At 58.5% G+C, this 20,302-nt stretch carries 16 protein-coding genes and 1 tRNA gene; 15 read left to right on the forward strand and 2 right to left on the reverse strand.

The features are described from left to right. Nucleotides 1–5: 5 nt before the first annotated feature. On the reverse strand, nt 6–2,276 hold the full coding sequence (locus HZB23_04610) for a molybdopterin-dependent oxidoreductase (GenBank protein ID MBI5843937.1): 2,271 nt from the start codon (nt 2,274–2,276) through the stop codon (nt 6–8). A 10-nt stretch (nt 2,277–2,286) separates the two neighbouring features. Then, the gene (locus HZB23_04615; GenBank protein MBI5843938.1) at nt 2,287–3,006 is read right to left on the reverse strand and encodes a cytochrome C; all 720 of its coding nucleotides are present in this window, start codon (nt 3,004–3,006) and stop codon (nt 2,287–2,289) included. 303 nt (nt 3,007–3,309) lie between these two features. Between HZB23_04615 and HZB23_04620 the strand changes: the two genes are divergently transcribed. From HZB23_04620 to HZB23_04690, 15 genes are all read left to right on the forward strand, one after another. Then, entirely contained in the window at nt 3,310–4,308 is a 999-nt protein-coding gene (locus HZB23_04620) for an RNA polymerase factor sigma-32 (GenBank protein MBI5843939.1), read from the forward strand. 98 nt (nt 4,309–4,406) lie between these two features. Continuing rightward, nucleotides 4,407–6,275 carry a tetratricopeptide repeat protein gene (locus HZB23_04625; protein ID MBI5843940.1) on the forward strand — a complete coding sequence of 623 codons (1,869 nt, stop codon included), beginning with the start codon at nt 4,407–4,409 and terminating at the stop codon, nt 6,273–6,275. A 57-nt stretch (nt 6,276–6,332) separates the two neighbouring features. After that, nucleotides 6,333–7,031, forward strand: coding sequence for a Bax inhibitor-1/YccA family protein (locus HZB23_04630; protein MBI5843941.1), 699 nt, complete (start codon nt 6,333–6,335; stop codon nt 7,029–7,031). A 130-nt stretch (nt 7,032–7,161) separates the two neighbouring features. After that, complete coding sequence (locus HZB23_04635; protein ID MBI5843942.1) at nt 7,162–8,391, forward strand: protein GlmU; 1,230 nt, start codon at nt 7,162–7,164, stop codon at nt 8,389–8,391. Nucleotides 8,392–8,432: 41 nt separating this feature from the next. After that, nucleotides 8,433–8,678 carry a hypothetical protein gene (locus HZB23_04640; GenBank protein MBI5843943.1) on the forward strand — a complete coding sequence of 82 codons (246 nt, stop codon included), beginning with the start codon at nt 8,433–8,435 and terminating at the stop codon, nt 8,676–8,678. An 8-nt stretch (nt 8,679–8,686) separates the two neighbouring features. Further along, nucleotides 8,687–9,523 (forward strand): TatD family hydrolase, encoded by an 837-nt coding sequence (locus tag HZB23_04645; protein ID MBI5843944.1) that lies wholly within the window; start codon nt 8,687–8,689, stop codon nt 9,521–9,523. After that, a complete protein-coding gene (locus HZB23_04650; GenBank protein MBI5843945.1) occupies nt 9,520–10,461 on the forward strand; it encodes a UbiA family prenyltransferase in 942 nt (313 codons plus the stop codon). The genes HZB23_04645 and HZB23_04650 overlap by 4 nt, the downstream gene beginning before the upstream one ends. A 3-nt stretch (nt 10,462–10,464) precedes the next feature. Further along, nucleotides 10,465–11,757 carry an alkaline phosphatase family protein gene (locus HZB23_04655; protein MBI5843946.1) on the forward strand — a complete coding sequence of 431 codons (1,293 nt, stop codon included), beginning with the start codon at nt 10,465–10,467 and terminating at the stop codon, nt 11,755–11,757. 25 nt (nt 11,758–11,782) lie between these two features. Then, the gene (locus HZB23_04660; GenBank protein MBI5843947.1) at nt 11,783–12,781 is read left to right on the forward strand and encodes a methyltransferase domain-containing protein; all 999 of its coding nucleotides are present in this window, start codon (nt 11,783–11,785) and stop codon (nt 12,779–12,781) included. Nucleotides 12,782–13,213: 432 nt separating this feature from the next. Then, nucleotides 13,214–13,936, forward strand: a complete 723-nt coding sequence (locus HZB23_04665) for a segregation/condensation protein A (GenBank protein ID MBI5843948.1) — start codon at nt 13,214–13,216, stop codon at nt 13,934–13,936. A gap of 297 nt (nt 13,937–14,233) precedes the next feature. Next, on the forward strand, nt 14,234–15,316 hold the full coding sequence (serC, locus tag HZB23_04670) for a 3-phosphoserine/phosphohydroxythreonine transaminase (protein ID MBI5843949.1): 1,083 nt from the start codon (nt 14,234–14,236) through the stop codon (nt 15,314–15,316). A gap of 82 nt (nt 15,317–15,398) precedes the next feature. Further along, nucleotides 15,399–15,475, forward strand: a tRNA-Pro gene (locus HZB23_04675). A gap of 394 nt (nt 15,476–15,869) precedes the next feature. Next, the gene (locus HZB23_04680; GenBank protein ID MBI5843950.1) at nt 15,870–16,871 is read left to right on the forward strand and encodes a tRNA 4-thiouridine(8) synthase ThiI; all 1,002 of its coding nucleotides are present in this window, start codon (nt 15,870–15,872) and stop codon (nt 16,869–16,871) included. Nucleotides 16,872–16,901: 30 nt separating this feature from the next. Further along, nucleotides 16,902–18,551, forward strand: a complete 1,650-nt coding sequence (hflX, locus tag HZB23_04685; GenBank protein MBI5843951.1) for a GTPase HflX — start codon at nt 16,902–16,904, stop codon at nt 18,549–18,551. Between the two features lie 123 nt (nt 18,552–18,674). After that, nucleotides 18,675–20,297 carry an MBL fold metallo-hydrolase gene (locus HZB23_04690; protein MBI5843952.1) on the forward strand — a complete coding sequence of 541 codons (1,623 nt, stop codon included), beginning with the start codon at nt 18,675–18,677 and terminating at the stop codon, nt 20,295–20,297. Nucleotides 20,298–20,302 lie beyond the last annotated feature (5 nt).

A 20,302-nucleotide genomic window follows, 5' to 3' on the forward strand; every position in this document is an offset into this window, starting at 1 on the left:
GTAATTTAATCCGACGGCCATGGCGACAGGCTGGCCCGTACCCCGTAGGCCGCATCCTGCCCGGTAACCGGGTCTATGGCGGGGGCGGCCAGGGCGCTGTAATTGACGCCCCTTATGTTCAAAAATGCGTCGTAGCCCTGATGGCCAAGGCCCCGTGGGATTCCCACCACGCCCGGCATGATCCCGTTGGAAAGGTGAATCATGACGCTTGCGGAACCTTTGGGCGTGGACAGTTCCGCAACGCGCCCTTCGGAAAGGCCGAGCTTTTTCGCGGTTTCCGGGTTCACCTCAACCAAAAGGCCGTTTTTCTTCAATACGGCGTCGGAAAGGGCTTTCACCATGTAATTGGAGCCCGCCACCGGCCCCACGGCCAGGCGCAGGCTTTCAATCGGTACTGCGAGAAGCGGCCAATCTCCTTTTCCCGGAAGATTGGGACCCTTGTGGGTGGGGCCGAGCACCAGGGCGTTGTGAATGAACCTGTGGGTTACGGCGGGGGAGAAATCCACGCCTGCACCCGGCTCCACAATCGCATCCGCCGAAACATGGCCGTCATTTTTCAGGGCTTCCATGTCGTTTCCAAGGGCCTGGGCAAGGGCCGCAGAAAAATTGGCCCAGGCGAAACTCTGCCCCACTGTTCCGCCCACGGCCCTTGCTATTTCCATGATGGCCTGCCCGGCGGGCCGCGAGTTAACCACCGGGTTCAACAAAGGCTTTGAAAGGGAGACCTGCCTTTTTACCGATCCCGGAGGAGTGGGCGAGTACTGCCAGTCCTCCAGGAAGAAATTTATGGGAAACACCACGTCGCTCATCATGGCGGTGTCGTTTAAATGCGTGGCGAAAGAGGCTATGAAGGGAATTTTCCCCAAAACCTCCCGCGCCTTTTTTGCGTCGGGAAGATCGTGGAAGGGGTCGGAATCCACCACCAGAAGGGCTGAGAGCCCGCCGCCCCTGGTTTCGGCCAGAAGGGCCGGAAGGTTCGAGAGGATGGATTCCGCAAGGGGAAAGCGCCTCGTTCCGGCGAAATCCGCCCTGCCTCTGGAAAGCCCCTTTATGGCAACCTGATCCAAAAAGGGCGCGGACCACCCGGCAAGGGAGTCCTCCCTTCTCAGAAAAAGGCCGCCTTGGGCGTTTATCCGGCCCTTAAGAATATTTAGGGAGTGGACTGCCATGCATTCGGACAAAAGCCCCGCCCCGTCGCCCCGGCCACGGCCCCACACTGCAAGGGGCTTTTCTGCCTTTCCGAAGGCCCGCGCCAAATCCGTGATTGCCTTGGCCGAAAGCCCGGTGAGCCCGGCGACCTTTTCCGGGGTGTAATCGGCCAGAACCTTGCCCGAAAAGCCCTTCACGGGCTTGCCGTCCGGCCCGGCGGCGTCGAGAAAACCGCGCGCAGCGGCAATCACGCCGGGGTCGGCCAGTTTTTCCTTGATAAGAACGTGGGCGATTCCAAGGGCCAGGGCCGCCTCCGAGCCGGGCTTGGCCGCGATCCACTGGTCCGCCTTGGCCGCCGTGTTGGAAAGCCTGGGCGAGACCTGGGCCAGGACTCCGCCCCTGTCCCGAAGGGCGCTCACGGCCTTTATGGTCGCCACAGGGCTTCCGAAGCCCTCCAGAAGATCGCTTCCGAAACTCAAGACAAAATCGGCGTTTTCGATGTCGAAACCCGGCTGGGCGTCGACGCCGTGCATGTATTTGATGGCCTTTGCGTAAGTATCGAAGGAAGTGACCGGGAAAAACACGTTGGATGAGCCGAAGGCCTGCATGAAGCGCTCAAACATCCTGGATGCAGGATTCAGCCTTTGACCTGTGATGACGCCCGCCCTGTGGGCGTCGCCCTTGGCGCGAAGGTCGGAGAGCTTTTTTGCGGCAAACTCCACGGCCTCCTTCCAGGAAACCCGCTTCCACTTCCCCTCGCCCCGCTTTCCAGCGTTGACCATCGGCCCGGTTATCCTGGTAGGGCCGTAGAGAAGCGCCAGGGCCGAGGCTCCAAGGGGGCACAGGCCGCCGTCGTTTACCGGATGACCTGGGGTTCCGGCCACGCCAGCGAGCCTTTCGCCGATCTTCCGAACCCTTAGGCCGCAGGAGCCCGGGCACAGGCGGCACACGGTATCGAGGGCGGTTTCCGGCCCGCCCGCCACAGCCGGGGTTCCGGGCCAGTTCTGGGTCCATATCGAAAGATCGTCGGCGAGCTTAAAGGGAAGAGGCGACAGCATGGTTCCCACAGCGCCGCCCGCCGCGACCCCCGCCCCAAGGGCGAGAAAATTCCTTCGGGAAAGCTTCATGGTTTTTCCCTTACTTGTGGCACACGAAACATGCTTCTTTTTCGTTTTTCACCTTGGCGTGGCAGTCGGCGCAGGTGTCCATCTTCATCCGGTCCCAAGGCTTGTCCGCGAAACCCGAAATATTCTTCCCGTAGATGTCCCGGCTTTCGCCGGTTATGCGGTTGCGGAAAAAGGGCCTGGAATGCTCGGTCTCGCCGTGCTTTCCGTGGCAGTTGACGCACACTGCGGCAGAATAGGCGCCTGGGTCCTCACCGGCCTCCCCCGGCTTCATACCGGCCATTTTCTGCATTTTCTCCGAAAATACGTGGGCCGAATGGGAGAAGAAGGCGCACTGGGGCTGGCGGGAATAGACAAGCCAGGGTATGGGCTTTGACGGGGTTACGTAATCCGCCACGAGCTTCGCCTCGTTGGGGTCGGTTCCCTGGGCCTCGGAATGGCACTGGATGCAGTTAGAGAGGTCGGGAATCCCCGAAAAGCGGCCCTCCTCGTCAAAGGAGTGGCAACCCGCGCAGTCGCCCACCTGCTCCACGTGAATCTTGTGGTTGAAATCGATGGGCTGCCTCAACTCGGAATAAAGCAGCTTCGGAAAGGCCGCCCAGCCAACGGCGAGGCTTGCGGCAAGGCCCACCGCAAGGCCCGCGATTCCGAAGGCGATCCAGCTGCGGTCGGCCCTTTTTCCGGGCGGCTTGGTGGTTTCGGCTGTAATTCCGTCATGTTCCGGCTCGTTCATGCGTCCTGCCCGATTGACGTATTGGGTTTGCGTGGATGACACGGATACCCTGATATATTCCCTCATACCTTGAAAAGTCAATAATTCAGATAACCGGAAGGTTTCAAAAAGCCCGGTCTTAACCGCGCGGCCCGCAATTTACCCGTTTTTGCAAATCCCGCGTTTCCGCCTGACGGCATCTTGGGTTTCAATTGACACCGGTCGGCATCAATGAGATATTAGACATTTGGGAATGGGAAACGCGCCGTTTTCCGGTCCAAAAAACCGCCGAAGCCAGGACTCAATAACAGGCGAAAGAACGACATGACCGAAGAAGACACGGACGATCCCTATTATTCCGAGCCGGATGACGAGCCGGAAAACGGGGCGGGAGACGGCGACTCCGAGGAAGCAGCCCCTGTCCCGGCTTACGAAAAATCCCTGGTACGGCTCGATCCGCTCCAGAGGTATCTGTCCGAAATCTCCAAGTACCCCCTTCTCACCCGCGACGAGGAACGCGAACTGGCCACCCGCATCCAGGAGTTCAACGACGAGGAGGCAGGCTTTCGCATGGTCACGGCCAACCTCCGGCTGGTGGTGAAGATCGCCCTGGAATTTCAAAGAGTCTGGATGCAGAACCTTCTGGACCTCATCCAGGAGGGCAACATAGGGCTCATGCAGGCGGCCCGGAAGTTCGACCCCTTAAAAAACGTGAAGTTCAGCTATTACGCCTCGTTCTGGATCAAGGCCTACATTTTAAAGTTCATCATGGACAACTGGCGGCTGGTGAAGATCGGCACCACCCAGGCCCAGCGCAAGCTCTTTTTCAAGCTGAAAAAGGAAAAGCAGCGCCTGATCGAACAGGGCTTCGATCCCAAGCCGAAACTTTTAAGCCAGAACCTGGGCGTGTCCGAAAAGGACGTGGTGGACATGGACCAGCGCCTGGACAGCTGGGACCTTTCCCTTGACGCGCCCATCAAGGACGACTCCGATTCCGAGCGCATAGAGTTTCTATCCACCCCCGCCGAATCCGCAGAGGACAAGGTGGCGCGCAAGGAGATGGAGCACATTCTACAGGAAAAAATCGCCGTGTTCCGAAAAAGCCTAAAGGAGCGGGAACTGGAGATTTTCGACTCAAGGCTTTTTTCGGATTCTCCCGCAACGCTCCAGGAGATAGGCGACCGCCACGGCATAAGCCGCGAGCGGGTGCGCCAGCTCGAAAACACCGTCATAAAAAAACTCAAGGCCTTTCTTGAGTCCCAGATTCCCGACTTCGACACCTACCAGGGCGGTTTTGACCCATCGAACAGGGGCAGTGCCTGAAACGCGGCCACAAGCGCCGGTTGAGCCAGGCAGTCGGGCCGCCCGCAGCATTCGCCAAATTTTCGCAACACGGCCTATAGGGCCGACAGAGGTTTTAAATGAGACTTTTTCACCCGCCGAAAAATGGCCGCTTAAATCTCAGGGCTTCATCCCTGCCGCTTTTTTTCGCAATCGCGGCAGCGGTGTCGATTTTTGTGGGATGCCAGACCCTTCCGGCAAACAGCGCCCAGGCGGCCACGCCTGTCGCGGCCCGGGACAAACAGCCCGTAAAAAGCGGCCAGGATGCAGCGCCCGTAAAAGCCAGGGACAAAAAATCCCCGAAAACACCGGAAACAACAGGACTCGGCCAGTCACGGGGAAACCGGATTTCCTACCACGCCTTTTTAAGCGGCCTTCTGGCGGAAATCGCGGGCGACAACGACCGGGCTTTCTTTTACCTGGAAAGGGCCCACGAGGCCGACCCGGACTCGTTCACCATATCCATGGAACTCGTTCGCCTTTCAATGGAAAGGAACGAGGACGGAAAAACCCTTGCCCGCGCCATCGACCTTGCCGCCAAGCATCCGGAAAACGCCGAAGCCCACTTTCTTCTGGGGGTGGCCAGGGCCCGCAACAAGGAATTCGAGGCCGCAGCCCGGTCCTACAAAAAATCCCTCGAAATAGAGCCCGGCGAGAAAGCCGTTTACGTGGCCCTCATGATGCTGGCAAGCCAGAGCGAAAAGATGGAGATCGCGGAAGACATCTTAAAATCCCTGGCCGTGCGCTTTCCCGCAGAACCCCTGCCAAGGTATTCCCTTGGGGCCATCTACGCGGAAAAAAAGGAATGGGACAAGGCCGTGGCCGAATACGGCAGGGCCGCCGAGGCCGACCCGGAAATGGCCGAGCCGGCCAGGAGGGAAATCATACGGGTTCACCAGGCATCGGGGCAGACGGCGAAACTCATCGAGGTCTACAAGGCCATGCTGGCGGAAGACCCTGCCGACATCGAGGCATCGGCTGGGCTTGCCGAGGCTTATCTGGCGGAAAAGGACCTTCCGAAAGCCAAAACCGTAATCGACGGCATAATAAAGGACAGCGGGGGGGAAGCCGCCATAATCCGATCGGCTGGGCGTCTTTATTACGGCGCGGGCTATCCCGACGAAGCCATGAAGCTTTTCACCGCCCTTGCCGAACGGCCCGACTCAGGCCCGGAGGACTGGACCCTGGCCGCAACGGTCCTGGAGGATATGGGTAAAAAGGAAGAGGCTTACAAGATTTACGTCCGCGTCCCCCCCGACTCCAGGTTTTACGCAACCGCCCGGGTGAACGCGGCAAGCATCTCCAAAACCGCAGAAGACCGCGAAAAGGCATACGAGGCCGTTAAAACGGCATCGGGCAAGGGTGGGGCCGAGACCAACCTTTATATTTCCCTTGCGGCGGTTTTCGAGGACGCCAAGAATTTCGCCAGGGCCGAGGCAATACTTAAGAAGGCCTTGACGGAACACGAGAACGAACCCCATCTTATGTTCCGGCTGGGGGTGCTTTACGACCGCTGGGGCAAGAAGGACGAGGCCATCAAAACCCTCAAGCAGGCGGTGGCCCTCATGCCGGATTCGCCCGAAGCCCTCAATTACCTCGGATACACCTACGCAGACCTTGGGGTGAACCTGGCGGACGCCAAGGCCCTGATAGAAAAGGCCCTGGAGAAAAAGCCCGGCGATGGATTCATCACCGACAGCCTGGGCTGGGTGTACTTCAAGATGGGCGATTTCAACAAGGCCCTGGAAATACTGAAAAAAGCCGTGGAGATAGTGCCGGACGAGGCCACCATCCTGGAGCACCTGGGAGACGCCTACCTGGCTTCGGGAAACGCGGCAAAGGCCCTGGAAACATACGAAAAGGCCCTTCCCAAACAGGAGGACCAGGAGGTTAAAAAGGGCCTTCTGAAAAAGATCGAGGAGCTTAAAAAATCGGGTAAAACACCCTGATTTCACAATTATGATTCAGCCCCCAACTTACAGGAGGAAAGCATGGAAGACCGTTATATGGCTTACGCACAGCCGAGAACCCTGGACAAGGTGACAATCAACGCTTTCGTGAGAAGCGTTTACAACTGGATGGCAGTCGGCCTTACCCTTACGGCAGTGGTGGCCTTTCTGACCGCCTCAAGCCCTGCCGCGCTGAAATTCATTTTCGGCAACCAGCTGGTGTTTTTCGGCCTCATAATCGCCGAACTGGGCATGGTGCTGTATTTTTCAGCCCGCATATACAAGATGGACGCAGGCACCGCCACCGGGGTCTTTCTGGGGTATTCGGCCCTAAACGGCCTCACCCTTTCGGCTATTCTGATTGTTTACACCGGCAGCTCGATTTTCTCCACCTTCCTGGTCTGCGCAGGAACCTTCGCGGCGGTAAGCGTTTACGGCTACACCACCAAGAAGGACCTTACTTCCATGGGTTCCTTCATGATGATGGGGCTTTTCGGCATTATCATCGCCTCGGTGGTGAACATTTTCCTCAAAAGCTCCGCCATGGAGATGGTCATAAGCTACATAGGCGTGTTCGTGTTCGTGGGACTCACCGCCTACGATACCCAGAAGATCAAGAACATGGCCGAGACCCAGCCCCTGGAAGCAGGGTCGGGTGCCATGCGCAAGGCGGCGCTTTTCGGCGCTCTCAATCTTTACCTTGATTTCATCAACCTTTTCCTGATGCTTCTTCGCATCATGGGCGACCGCAGGTAGGACGCCCAAAGGCACAGCAAGGCATTACCGGCCCGCTGCGAGGCAACCATGCCGGATTCAGGCGCAAGCAGGAATCCGGCATGGTTTTGAAACGGCAAAGCCAGGGGATTGCAACCAGGACAGGCGGCCAATGAGCATAATAGAGACGTTACAGGGCCGGGGCGTGGTTTTCCCCGATCCCGGCGCGGTTTACGTCGCTCCCGAAGTGGACCCTATGCGGATTCTTCCCGGAGCGGTTCTCCACCCGTCAAGCCGCATCACCGGGAAACGCACCCTCATAATGGAAGGGGCCGAGATCGGCTCCGAAGGCCCGGCTGTGGTGCATGACTGCGCCGTTGGGCCGGGCGCACGCCTTAAGGGCGGGTCCTTTTCCGGCTCGGTTTTTCTTTCCGGGGCAAGCGTCGGCCCCGCCGCCCACGTGCGGCCCGGAACCATATTCGAGGAGGGCACTTCGGCGGCCCATGCTGCGGGGGTCAAGCAGACCATCCTTTTTCCCTGGGCCACCCTGGGAAGCCTGGTCAATTTCTGCGACTGCCTGATGAGCGGGGGAACAGGCCCGAAAAACCACTCCGAGGTGGGATCAAGCTACATTCACTTCAACTTCACCCCACAGCAGGACAAAGCCACGGCGTCCCTTATAGGCGACGTCCCGCGCGGTGTCATGCTTCGGGAAAACCCCATTTTTTTGGGCGGCCAGGGCGGGCTTGCTGGGCCGTGCAACATAGCCTACGGAAGCGTGATAGCCGCCGGAACCGTGTGGAGGCGGGATATCATCGAGGAGGACCGCCTCTGGGTCACCGGCCCTTTAAGCCGCAGCGCGGGGCTAAAGTTCACGCCCGGCCTTTACAAGTCCATCGCGGGCATAGTGGAGCACAATCTCGGCTACCTGGGAAACCTCGTGGCCCTTTTCAACTGGTACGTCCACGTTCGCAGCCTCTTTTTCGCCACGGAGCCCGAAAAGGCCCTTCACGCGGCCCTGGTCGAAACATGCAGGGAGGCTGTAACCGAACGCCTGAAACAAATGGCCCTTCTTGCCTCCCGGATGCCCAGATCCATAGCCCTTTACCGGGCCGCAGAAGGCAACCCGCCCGAACACCTGCTTTCCCAGAAGCAGGAACTTTTCGACAAGTGGCCAATCGTGGAGGAAGGAACAAGGGCGCGCCTGGACGAGACCGCAGACCAGCCGCCGGAAGCCTTTCTGGAAGCCGTGGCCGGGGCGAAGGAAGCCTCATCCGGCGACTACCTGAAGGCCGTGCTTCTTCTCGATGATAAAGACAGGACGGCTGGAACCGCCTGGCTTGACGGCATAGTGGCCGAAGTCATGGCGATGGGCAGGGAGGTTCTTTCCTCTTTCGCCTGACAGACAGTAAAAATTTTGATCGATTTTCCAAGGAGATTTCCATGCCTCCGACACCCATAGTATCGCCCAAGTCAGCCCCGGAGCTTTTGAACATGTATTACCTGGACGTGCGGTGCGCCATTCTTGAAACCGCCGCAGCCCTGGACCGCATGGACCGCGCCCCGGACGCCCCAAAAACCCTTTCGGACAAGCGCCGGGAAAATCTCAAAAAGGCCCTTTCCGTGTGCCTTTCCGATGACGCCGACAACCGGGTGGAGAGGATTCTCGTCCTCCTGTCCGAAACATAGGGGGAATTATGAAAGTAATAGAACCCCACATCCACATGATCGCCCGCACCACCCAGGACTACGAGCGCATGGCCCGCATGGGCACGATCGCCTGCTGCGAGCCCGCCTTCTGGGCTGGCTACGACCGCACATCGGCTGCCGCCTTCCACGACTATTTCACACACATCACCACCTTCGAGCCCACGCGGGCGGCCCAGTACCTTATAAAGCACTACTCCTGGATATGCTTGAACCCCAAGGAGGCCGACGATCTTGAGCTTGCCAGGGAAGTTTTGGCCATCATGCCGGAATTTCTCGATAAACCCACGGTTCTCGGAATCGGCGAGATCGGCCTCAACAAAAACACCAGAAACGAGATGAAGGTTTTCGAGGAACAGGTGGAGATGGGCCTTTCGGGCAAGCGCCTGATATGGATACACACACCCCACCTTGCCGACAAGTTGAAGGGCACGAAGATGATGCTGGATTATCTCAAAGGCCACGGCGGCGTGGACCCCTTCCGGGTGGTTTTCGACCACGTTGAGGAGCACACGGTGGGGATGATCAGGGAGGCTGGTTTCTGGACCGCCATGACCATCTACCCCATTACCAAGAACTCGGCCACACGCGTTGTTGACACCGTGGAGCGCCACGGGCTTGAGCGGATGATAGTGGACGCCTCCGGCGACTGGGGGCCAAGCGACCCCGGAACCCTCCACGACGCCATTTTCGAGATGAGAAAGCGCGGGCACCGGGAAGAGGACGTTGAGACCCTTTTCTACAACAACCCGTGCTACTTTCTGGGCCAGAACGAAAAATTCGAGCCCCGCCCCACAAGGCCCATGAAGGAGGCCTGGGGACTGTGACCGGGGAAAACGGAACAGGCTCCCCGGAAGAACAGGGTGGGCGATCGATGGCCTGGATGCAGCTTCTGCGGCTCCCCAACCTTTTAACGGTTCCGGGCGACGCAATTGCAGGGTTCGCGGCGGCAAGCACCTTAACGGGCGCGACCCTGGATTCCGGGCTGGCCCTTGCCATCGGCGCGGGCCTTTGCCTTTACATGTTCGGGCTTGTGACCAACGACGTGCTGGACCTTGCCGAAGACCAGCGGGACCGGCCCTCGCGCCCGCTTCCTTCGGGGCTTGTTCCCGTGACCCACGCCTATGCGGCGGCGGCGGCCCTGGGGCTTTCCGGCGTCGTCCTGGCTTTTTTCGCAGGGCCGCTGGCAGGCTATACCGCCCTGGCCCTTTCCTGCGCCGTGGTTCTGTATAACGCCCTTTTCAAAAATATCCCCGTGGCCGGCCCGCTTGTCATGGGCCTGTGCAGGGGCCTCAACGTGATGCTTGGAGCCGCAGCCACCCTGCCCGACTCTGCTTTTTCAACGCCGGTCCTTCTGTCCGCCCTTCTGGTTTCCTGCTACATAGCGGCTCTCACGGCAATCGCCGCAAGGGAGACGGAAGCCTTCCGGGGCCGGATGATAAGATTTCTGCCAGTTTGCGCCGCCGCCCTGGGCCTTGCCGCCATCTGGAGCTTTCTTCAGCCCCCGGAGGGCGACGACATTGTTCCGGCGGGAGTGCTCACGGCATGTGCGCTTCTGTGGCCATCCTTCATGGCCACCAGCCTTTCGGACGGAGCGCCACCCCAAATAATTCAGCAGGTCATAGGCGGCCTCATAAGGAACCTTCTTTTTCTGGAAGCCGCCCTTGTGGCTTTTTTCCGGCCCGATCTTCTGTACCTGTCAGCGGCCCTTCTGCTGGCCTTTCCCATAAGCCGCCGGATTTCAAGGCGCTTTTACGCGAGTTAGATCATGACGAAGAACTTTTTGCCCAAAAAGCTCCTGGTGGTCCAGGCGGCGGCCTTGTCCCATCCTCCAGGCGTTTTCGGCTTTTTGCGGTCGGGCCTGATGGAGACCGTCTTCCCCGCCGTAACCTGCACGGCCTCAGCCAGTTTCCGCACGGGGCTCGCCCCTTCCGAACACGGCATTGTGGGCAACGGCCATTTTTTTAAAGCACTTTCGCGGCCCATGTTCTGGGAGCAGTCGGCAAGGCTTATAAACGGCCCGCGAATATGGGAGGATTTCCGCAAAAATGGCGGAAAGGTTGGCATGTTCTTCTGGCAGCAGAGCCTTGGGGAGGCCCTTGACATGGTACTCTCCCCGGCCCCCATCCACAAGCACCACGGCGGCATGATCGAAGCCTGCGCCGCAAAGCCCGCCGATCTTTACGACCGGGTGACCAAGGCCGTGGGTCGCCCTTTTCGCCTGCGCCACTACTGGGGGCCTCTCGCGTCAGCCAAGGCCGGAGACTGGATAGCGGAAGCCGTGAGCTGGATAATGGCCCAAAAGGACTTGGCCCCGGACCTTTGCCTCTGTTACCTGCCCACCCTTGATTACGACCTCCAGCGCTTCGACCCCAAAGGCCCAGCGGCGCGCAAGGCCGCCCGTTTTCTCGACTCCCAGCTTTCGATGCTGATGGACGCCGCCGAGGCAAAGGGTTACGACGTTGTCGTCTTCGGCGATTACGCCATAGCACCCGTTTCCGGCGCGGTTTATCCCAACCGGGTTCTTTACGATTCCGGGCTTTTCGCAACTCGCTCAGTAAAGGGGATGCTGTATCCCAATTTCCACGAAAGCCGCGCCTTTGCGGTGGTTGACCACCAGATCGCACACGTTTACGTGCAAAACGCCGCCGATCTGGCTGAAACCGCGCGGCTGCTGTCAAATCTTGAAGGCGTGAAAAGCGTGTTTGATAAAAACGCCCAGAAAGAGGCCGGAATCGCCCACGAAAATTCAGGCGATCTCGTTCTTGTGTCAACGTCAGACAAATGGTTCGCCTACCCCTGGTGGACGGACAAAGGCGAGGCCCCGGACTACGCCACCCACGTGGACATCCACCAGAAGCCGGGCTACGACCCCTGCGAGCTTTTCTTCGGCTGGCCCCCTGTTTCGGTGGGCCAGAACCCGGGCCGCATAAGGGGCTCACACGGCATCGCGGGGCCAAATCGCAAGGTGTTCTGGGGCTCCACCATCAGTTTTCCCAAAGACCCGGAAGACCTTCTGGAGCTTGCGGCGATGGTCAGGGAGCATCTGAAACAAATCTGATACCTTACACCCAAGGAGACACCCCATGCAGCCGGACCCCAAGCGCATAATGGACCTTGCCTGCGCGTTTTACGATTCCTGCGTGCTTTTTTCAGCCATTGATACGGGCCTTTTCGCGGCGCTTGCCGAAACCGGCGGCGCGGACGCCAAAACCCTGGCGGAAAAGCTCAAATGCGATCTGCGCGGCATAACTCTATTGAGCGACGCGGCTGTCGCCCTTGGGCTTATTGAAAAGACCGGCGACACCTACAAAAACACCTTGGAAACATCCATCTTCCTGGTTCCCGGAAGCCCCGGAGACCTCTCGCGGGCCATTCGCTACAACCGGGACGTCTACCCGGCCTGGGGAAAGCTGGCCGATCTCGCCCGCACAGGCAGTCCCGTGGAGCGGCCCGAAATCCACTTGGGCGAGGATGCCGAGCGAACCCGCGCCTTTGTTCTGGCCATGCACGGAAGGGCAATGGGCATAGGCAGGGCTCTTGTCCCAAACATGGACTTAAAAGGCTGCAAACAGCTTCTGGACATAGGAGGCGGACCCGGCACCTACTCGGTGCTCCTGGCACAGGCCAACCCGGAGCTTAATTCCACTGTTCTGGACCTTCCGGGCGTGGCCGCCATAGCGGCTGAGCTTATTGCCTTCCAGAACATGGCGGAACGCGTGAAGACCCTTCCGGGCGACTATCACACGATCCCCTTTCCTGCCGGAAACGACGCGGTTGCCATTTTGGGCGTCCTCCACCAGGAGAACCCGGATTCCATAAAGGACATCCTGGCCCGCGCATACGAGAGCCTGAACCCCGGCGGGGTCATCTACATAATGGACATGATGACCGACGCCACTCACACCAGCCCAAAGTTTTCCGCCATGTTCGCCGTAAATATGGCTTTAACCACCCAAAACGGCTGGGTTTTTTCGGACGCAGAGCTTTCCGGCTGGCTTACGGGCGCAGGCTTTACCGGAGTCGAAATCAGGCCCCTGCCGCCCCCGATGCCGCACTGGCTTGCATCAGCAACAAAAGCGTAGCGGCTGTCCAAAAACGCGAATCGCGGTGTCAGAGCAAAGCGGGCGGGGCATCATGTACGAAAAGTACTATTCCTCCCCGCCCGCTTCACTCTTCCTTGCGCTTCATCGTTTTTGATCAGCCTTTTGCCGACCCTAAGAAAAAAAGCGGGAAGCCGACAGGCTGCCTGTAAAACATAACGTGGCTCTATACAATTTTCAGCTTAGTCGCTGGGCATTTATAGAAAAGCCGAAGCGTTTCAAGTATCGTCACCAAGGCGTTGCGCCGGGGTCCAGGAAAATGTTGCAGAAGGAAAAAGAACTGGATTCCGGCCTACGCCGGAATGACGGACTGCGGGGATTTTCTTGTTTCTTCCCACATCGAAAAGCTTAAAATAGTATAGAGGCACATTTTTTATGACAGACGCAACTTCCCACAATCACGAAGAATCTTTCCTGGACGACGACGGGCGGTGGCGGGTGAACCTGCCCGTTTTCGAGGGGCCGCTGGACCTTCTGTACCACCTCATCAAAAAAAACGAGGTGGACATCTACGACATCCCCATTGCGGAAATCGCAGATCAGTACCTTGCTGCGGTTGAGCTTATGAAAGAGCTCAACATGGACGTGGCGGGCGAGTTTCTTGTGATGGCCGCAACCCTAATGCAGATAAAAAGCAAGATGCTCCTGCCCCGGCACGAGGAAATCGAGGGGCTTGAGGAAGACCCGCGCCTCATGATCGTACGGCCCCTTGAGGAGTACATAAAAATCAAGGAGGCGGCCAAGAAAATCGCAGAAAGGCCCCTTCTGGACGACATGGTTTTCGCCCGCGCTCCAGACCCGGACGAAACCACCGTGGCCCGTGGCGATGAAATCATCGCAGCCGGGCTTTTCGAGCTGATGGACGCCTTCGCTAAACTCCTTTCCCGCTCCAGCGAGGAAAATGTCGTCACCCTCACCGCCGAAACGGTCTCGGTGCGGGAGCGCATGGTGGAGCTTATGGACCTTCTGGCCCTTCACCAGACGCTAAGTTTCGACGAGCTTTTTACCGGCCTTCCCACCCGCACCGATCTTGTGGTCACCTTTCTTGCGATTCTGGAAATGGCAAAAATTTCAGCAGTACGCATAGTCCAGCATGTTCAGACGGGCCTGATCCGCCTCTTTCCCCAAGGCGCGTGACCATTGCGCCTGCGTAAAAACGCGAACTGCTGTGTTGCACTTCTAAGGCAATTCCATCACGTACAAAAAGTACGCGTACTCATTGCCTTTTCGTGCGCCTTGCATTTCATCATTTTTACACAGGCTTGGCATAGAGCCTATTTTTATCGAACAGATATTTCTTTGTGTTTTTCCCTTCCATTCCCCCCGGTCCTGATAGGAATTTTTCTTGACACTGGTTCAGCGAACGAATTAGATGTTTGGATTACGATTCCCTTGGGGAATCTTGAACGAAAAAAACGATAAGAGGAAAAAGTCATGGCAAACAGGGTTCACAACTTCAATGCCGGGCCTGCGGCGCTGCCGCTGCCGGTTCTTGAGGAGATGCAGGCCGAGTTTCTGGACTGGCAGTCAACGGGAATGTCGGTCCTGGAAGTAAGCCACCGCTCAAAGCCTTTCGAGGCCGTGGTCAACGAGGCCGCAGCCGGCGTCAAGCGCCTTCTGGGTCTTGGCGACGATTACACGGTTCTTTTCCTTCAGGGCGGGGCAAGCATGCAGTTTGCCATGATTCCAATGAATCTTCTGCCCGAAGGCGCAAGCGCGGATTACGTCAACACCGGCACATGGTCCACCAAGGCCATCAAGGAAGCCCAGTTGATGGGTAAATCCGTCAAGGTCGTGGCCAGCTCCGAAGACCGCAATTTCTGCTACATCCCCAAAAACATCGCCTTCAACGCTGATGCGGCATACGTCCACATCACCAGCAACAACACCATAAAAGGCACCCAGTGGGCGGATTTCCCGGACACCAAGGGCGTTCCCATAGTGGCGGACATGAGCTCGGACATTTTAAGCCGCCCCTTCGACACCAAGCCCTTTGGCATGATCTACGCCGGAGCCCAGAAGAACCTTGGGCCCGCAGGCGTGACCCTGGTCATCATCCGCAAGGACCTTTTGGAAAGGACTCCCAAGACCCTTCCCAACATGCTCCGTTACACCACCTATGCGGACAACAACTCCCTTTACAACACGCCCCCCTGCTTTTCCATCTACGCGGTGGGCAAGGTCATAAAGTGGCTTGAAAAGGACGTGGGCGGCCTTGCCGCCATCGCCGCCGCCAACAGAATGAAGGGCGATCTCCTTTACGGCTACATGGATTCCACCGATTTCTACAAGGCCACCGCAGACAAGGACAGCCGCAGCCTCATGAACGTGACCTTCAGGCTTCCCTCCGAGGACCTGGAGAAGCGCTTTGTGGACGAGGCCACCAAGGCCGGGCTGGTGGGCTTGAAGGGCCACCGCAGCGTCGGCGGATGCCGGGCTTCCATCTACAACGCCACCGGGCTTGCGGCCATAAATGACTTGGTCGCGTTCATGAAGGACTTTGCCGCGAAAGCCTGACGCGGTTTTTTTCAGGGTTTTGCCGTAAAAGGCAATACCGCGCTTGACATGGCGGGTCGCTAAGGCTATAGGAGGCTCGTGTCGGGGCGTAGCGCAGACTGGTAGCGCACTTGAATGGGGTTCAAGGGGTCGTTGGTTCAAATCCAATCGCCCCGACCAAATTTAGCCTTTTTAAACGGCGGGTTGGCCATAATGGTCGCCCGCCGTTTTTTGTTGCGGAAGGCCGCCCGGTTTGTGGAAGCCTGGAAGGGTTTCGCATTTGCCGATGTTTCGCGTAAAAACCGTTCAGGCTGCGATTGACTTTCGGGCCGCCCGGCCTCAGTATTGGCCGTTGGCCGACCTTTCTCGATTTTTTGACTTTAACCTCATGTTTCGGCAATATCGTTAGCAGCCCGTTGAAAAAGGCTGTATGCGCAGCCTGGATAAAAACGATGAAGTGCAAGGAGTGCGAAAAACCAATGAGTAAGCGTACTTAATGTACGTGACGAAATTGGCTTTGAAGCGCGACAAAGCAATTCGCGTTTTTAAACAGGCTGATAGGGAAAAGAACCTGATGGAACAAAAGAAATCAGCGCGCGCCCTGGGCCTGTGTTCGGGGGGCCTTGACAGCATATTGTCGGCCCTGGTCCTCAGGGATCAGGGCATAGACGTCACCTGGATCAGCTTCACCACGGCGTTTTTTTCGGCGGAAAAGGCCAGGAAGGCCTCGGACATGACCGGGGTTCCCCTGATGGTGCGGGACATTTCGGACGTGTACCTCACCATGCTGCGAAACCCGCGCCTGGGCTACGGACGGAACATGAACCCCTGCCCGGACTGCCACGCCCTCATGTTCCGCCTTGCCGGAAACATAATGACGGAGGAGGGTTTCGACTTTCTCTTTTCGGGCGAGGTCCTGGGCCAGCGCCCCATGAGCCAGACCCGCCCGGCCCTTAACTACGTGGCGAAAAACTCCGGCTGGGACGGGCTGATTCTGCGGCCTCTTTCGGGAAAACTGCTTGAGGCCACCAAGCCCGAAATCGCGGGCCTTGTTGACCGGGAAAGGTTGCTCGCTTTCAACGGGCGAAGCCGCAAGCCCCAGATGGCCCTTGCCGCGCAGTACGGAATCCGCGATTACCCGGTTCCGGCGGGCGGCTGCCTTTTGACCGACGAGAGTTTTTCGCACAGATTGAAAGACCTTTTCGCATACGAGGCGGACGCCCCCTTCAAGAACCGGGACCTTCACCTTTTGAAATACGGGCGGCACTTCCGCATAGACGCCAAAACCAAGGCCATCGTGGGACGGACCCAGGCGGAAAACGAGATCGTCGAAAGCTGGTTCGAGCCCGCCACGGACGCCCTGATCGGCATTTCCGAGGTTCCCGGACCAAGGGTCCTTGTGCCGTATGGCGGCACGCCGGAAGGGATAAGGCAGGCGGTGGATATTTGCGCGGCCTACGCAAAAAAGGTGTCCCAGCCTGTCGTAAAGGCATGGATCAAAGGGCCGGGGGACGCCCGCCAGGCAATTGACGCCGCCCAGGGCGACAAGAGGGATTTCGAGGAAGTGCGCTTATAGCTTCATCCACCGTTTCAATCGGGAAGCCTCATGGAAAAAATCTTCGGCAACACAAGCGGCCTTTCGGCCCGCGAGGAAAACACCCTTCTGCGCTTCTACCGCAGGCAGACCCCGCCTGAGGCGATCATCCACTGGGATATGGCCTTAGCCGCTGGCCGCCTCTCCCGGGAGCTGAGGCGTCAGATAGGCTTTCTCATCGACAGGGCTGGCACGGTCCATTTCGTAATCGTGGGCGACTACAAGAGCATCCACATTCCAAGCCTCGCCGGCTACCGCTACGGCCTGGGACGCCTGAAGGGGCTTCGGTTCGTGCACACCCATCTCGACGGCGAGCCCCTCACCGAGGAGGACCTGACCGACCTCACCCTTTTGCGCCTGGATTTCACCTCTGCCATCGAGGTGGGCGACGACGGGATTCCCCGGCGCTTCCACGCGGCCCACCCGGTGCCGCACGCGGAGGGGCAGAAGCCTTACAGGGTGCTCGATCCCATACAACCCTCCGGCCTGGACCTTGGGGTAGCCACCCTGATTTCCGAGCTTGAAGGCGAGCTTGAGCGCGGTCGCCCCCAACGCGACACGGCGGACACCGCCCGAAGGGCCATCCTGGTATCGGTGACAGGGGCCTCACGCACAGAGGCATCAACCCACATGGACGAACTCGTCGAGCTGGCCAAGAGCGCGGGAATCGCCGTTGCCGGAACCGTGATCCAGCACCGGGCCCACCCGGACCCCAAGACCTTCATGGGCCAGGGGAAATTGAAGGAAATCGGAATCCTGATCCAGATGAGGGAGGCGGATCTCCTGGTTTTTGACCAGAACCTTTCGCCCTCCCAGATAAGCGCGGTGTCTGACTTCCTGGACATAGCCGTTATCGACCGCACCCAGCTCATTTTGGATATCTTCGCCCAGCGCGCCCACACCCGCGAGGGCAAACTCCAGGTGGAGCTTGCGCAACTGAAGTACCTTCTGCCCCGGCTGGTGGGCAAAAACCCGGCGCTTTCAAGGCTTGCGGGCGGCATAGGCACTCGTGGGCCGGGTGAATCCAAGCTCGAAATAGACCGCCGCAGGGCGCACGAGCGCATTGAGCGCATTGAAAAGGAACTTTCGCTTGTAAAGAAAAAGCGGGGCGTCCAGAGAGGCAAGCGTGAAAAAGCCGGGCTTCCGGTGGTCTCCATCGTCGGCTACACCAACGCGGGAAAATCCACGCTTTTAAACGTCCTCACCGGCTCGGTGGTCATAGCCGAAGACAAGCTCTTCGCCACCCTCGATCCGTCCAGCAGAAGGCTCCGCTTTCCCCGCGAGCGTGAAATCATCATCACCGACACCGTGGGTTTCATAAGGGACCTTCCCAAGGACCTTGTGGCGGCCTTTTCGGCCACCCTGGAGGAGCTTATCCACGCAGACCTTCTTCTTCACGTGATGGACGCCGAAAACCCGCGCCTCGAAGAGCAGATAGCCAGCGTGGAAAAAATCCTTGCCCAACTGGAACTGGACCGGATTCCGGTCCTAAGGGTCCTCAACAAGTGCGACCTTCTGGACCAGGAGACCATCGAAACCCTTGTGCGGCGTCACGAGGGCATGGCCGTATCCGCCAAAAACCCTGAAACCCTGCCCCCGCTTCTTTTCCGCATGGAGGAGATGCTTTTTTGCACTGGCACCCTTCCGCCGGGCCACTGCTGATCTTTCGGACGAGCTGGTGGCGGGCGCATGACAAGCGCTTTGACCTTGCGGGAAAGCCTGTGATACTAGTAAGATGACAATAAGAAAAACCTCCCTTTTCCCAACCTTTTTTAAGGAAACATCATGATTCGGGTCACCTGCCTAGGCGGAGCGGGGGGCGTTACCGGCTCCCAGTATTATCTCGAAACCAGCCGGGGGAAGAAGCTCCTGGTTGACTGCGGCATGTTCCAGGGCGGAAAGCTTCAGGAAGCCAAAAACTTCGCCCCCTGGGGATTTTCGCCAAAGGACATCCCCACCCTCATTCTCACCCACGCCCACGTGGACCACTGCGGAAGAATCCCAAAGCTCGTGAAGGACGGCTTTAACGGGAAAATCCTTGCAACCGCCCCCACCATAGACCTTTGCCGCATACTTTTGCTGGACTCGGCCCACATCCAGGAAATGAACGCCGAGTGGCAGACTATGAAAAACCGCCGCCAGGCCAAAAAGCCCGTGCCGCCCCTTTACACCACCGCCGACGCAGAACACTCCCTGGAGCACTTCAGCCCGGTGGAGCGCGACGTGGTAAAGGAAATCGAGCCGGGGGTGAGGCTAAGGCTCAGAAACGCCGGGCACATCCTTGGCTCGTGCATAGCGGAGCTTTGGATCGACGAAGGCGACGAAACCGTGAAGATCGTGTTTTCTGGCGATCTGGGCAAGGGCGACCAGCTCATCGTGCGCGACGCCCAGGAAATCTACAACGCCGATTACGTTTTCATGGAATCCACCTACGGAGACCGCTTCCACCGCTCCTTTGCCGAGAGCAAGGTCGAGCTTCTGGAGTGCATAGAATACGCGGCAAAAAACAAGGAAAAGGTGCTCATCCCGTCCTTTGCCGTGGAGCGCACCCAGGAGATTCTCTACGTCCTTTCCGAGTTTTACCGGGAAGGAAAGCTGCCGGACATCCCGGTTTACCTGGACAGCCCCCTTGCCATAAAGGCCACGGACATCTTCCGGAAATACAGGAAGGAATACGACGAGGCGGCCCAGGCGATAGTAAGCACCGGCGTCGATCCCTTTGATCTTCCCAACCTGAAGGCCACCCTCACCCCCGCCCAGTCTGCAGCCATAAACGAAAAGGACGGCCCCGCCATCGTGATAGCCGGAAACGGCATGTGCACGGCGGGCCGCATCAAGTTCCACCTGAAGTACAACCTGTGGCGTCCGGGGGCCTGCCTGGTTTTCGTGGGCTTCCAGGCGGCGGGCTCCACTGGCCGCAAGATCATCGAAGGGGCCAAGTCGGTAAAAATATTGCGGGAAATGGTGGCCGTAAAGGCCAGGGTCTCCACCATCGGCGGGTTTTCAGCCCATGCCGACCAGAACGATCTTCTGGAATGGGTGGGGCATTTCACCGAGTGCAAGCCGCGCATCTTTCTTGTCCACGGCGAAACCGGGGCCAAGGAGGTCCTGTCCGAAAAGATCACCCAGCAGTTCGGGCTCTCCGTCCACGTGCCGGTCGCCGGGGAATCCCTCCTTCTTTCGCCCAGGGACCTCAAGGTTGAAAAGCCCGAACAGGTGGCGGTTGAGGAGGAAAGCATGGACACCATGCACAACGAGCTGGTGGACATGGAAAACCTCTTGCGCCAGATCAAAAAGGAGCTTCCCGAACGCTGGAGCCGGGTAAAGGATGGCGACCACGGCCTCGAGCGCCTCCAGTTCATCCACGAGGAGCTGAGAAGCCTCCTGAATCACGAAAACGGAGCCTGATGACG

The organism is Deltaproteobacteria bacterium (assembly GCA_016235345.1).
Classification (GTDB): Bacteria; Desulfobacterota; Desulfobacteria; order Desulfobacterales; family Desulfatibacillaceae; genus JACRLG01.

Coding starts and splice junctions, on each gene's coding strand:
- HZB23_04610 (MBI5843937.1), bottom strand. CDS start 2,276: ATGAAGCTTTCCCGAAGGAATTTTCTCGCCCTTGGGGCGGGGGTCGCG.
- HZB23_04615 (MBI5843938.1), bottom strand. CDS start 3,006: ATGAACGAGCCGGAACATGACGGAATTACAGCCGAAACCACCAAGCCG.
- HZB23_04620 (MBI5843939.1), top strand. CDS start 3,310: ATGACCGAAGAAGACACGGACGATCCCTATTATTCCGAGCCGGATGAC.
- HZB23_04625 (MBI5843940.1), top strand. CDS start 4,407: ATGAGACTTTTTCACCCGCCGAAAAATGGCCGCTTAAATCTCAGGGCT.
- HZB23_04630 (MBI5843941.1), top strand. CDS start 6,333: ATGGCTTACGCACAGCCGAGAACCCTGGACAAGGTGACAATCAACGCT.
- HZB23_04635 (MBI5843942.1), top strand. CDS start 7,162: ATGAGCATAATAGAGACGTTACAGGGCCGGGGCGTGGTTTTCCCCGAT.
- HZB23_04640 (MBI5843943.1), top strand. CDS start 8,433: ATGCCTCCGACACCCATAGTATCGCCCAAGTCAGCCCCGGAGCTTTTG.
- HZB23_04645 (MBI5843944.1), top strand. CDS start 8,687: ATGAAAGTAATAGAACCCCACATCCACATGATCGCCCGCACCACCCAG.
- HZB23_04655 (MBI5843946.1), top strand. CDS start 10,465: ATGACGAAGAACTTTTTGCCCAAAAAGCTCCTGGTGGTCCAGGCGGCG.
- HZB23_04660 (MBI5843947.1), top strand. CDS start 11,783: ATGCAGCCGGACCCCAAGCGCATAATGGACCTTGCCTGCGCGTTTTAC.
- serC (MBI5843949.1), top strand. CDS start 14,234: ATGGCAAACAGGGTTCACAACTTCAATGCCGGGCCTGCGGCGCTGCCG.
- HZB23_04680 (MBI5843950.1), top strand. CDS start 15,870: ATGGAACAAAAGAAATCAGCGCGCGCCCTGGGCCTGTGTTCGGGGGGC.
- hflX (MBI5843951.1), top strand. CDS start 16,902: ATGGAAAAAATCTTCGGCAACACAAGCGGCCTTTCGGCCCGCGAGGAA.
- HZB23_04690 (MBI5843952.1), top strand. CDS start 18,675: ATGATTCGGGTCACCTGCCTAGGCGGAGCGGGGGGCGTTACCGGCTCC.